The 624-nt window shown below is 72.6% G+C and carries 1 pseudogene; it reads left to right on the top strand.

Annotation, left to right across the window (positions count from 1 at the left end):
• Positions 1 to 624 (top strand): annotated as a pseudogene (locus ACXJKJ_RS31030) (N-acetylglucosamine-6-phosphate deacetylase); the annotation flags it as partial.

Genomic DNA, 624 nt, shown 5'->3' with positions numbered 1-624 from the left:
TGCATGGCGCGGCCGGCGTGGACATCATGCAGGGTGGCGAGGCGGGGCGCACCGTCGCCCGAACGCATGCGCGCCACGGCACCACCGCACTGCTGGGCACCACCATGACCGCGCACGAGGATGACATCGTGCAGGCGCTGGCGGGCCTGGCCGCGGTGATCGCAACGCGCGCGCCCGGGACGGCGCGCATGCTGGGCGTGCATCTGGAAGGCCCCTTCATCAGCGCCCAGCGCCTGGGCGCGCAGCCCCCGCTGGTGGTGGAAGCCACGCTGGACGACGTGCGCCGCCTGCATGCCATCGCCCCGATCAAGGTACTGACGCTCGCCCCGGAGATCGGCCAGCACCTGGCGCTGATTCCCGCGCTGAGCGCCCTGGGCATCCGCGTGCAGCTCGGCCACAGCGCCGGCAGCTACGCCGACGGCGTGGCCGCACTGCAGGCCGGCGCGTCGGGCTTCACCCATCTGTTCAACGGCATGACCGGCGTGGACCACTACCACCCGGGCATCGCCACCGCCGCGCTCGCCCATGCCGAGTACGCCGAGCTGATTCCCGATCTGCAGCACGTGCACCCCGGCGCCATCCGCACCGCGCTGCGCGCGATCCCAAAGCTCTACTGCGTCACCG

It is taken from the genome of Roseateles sp. P5_E1, assembly GCF_054049335.1.
The sequence above is the reverse complement of the archived record's forward strand: the minus strand, read 5'-3'. Positions and strand labels throughout refer to the sequence as shown.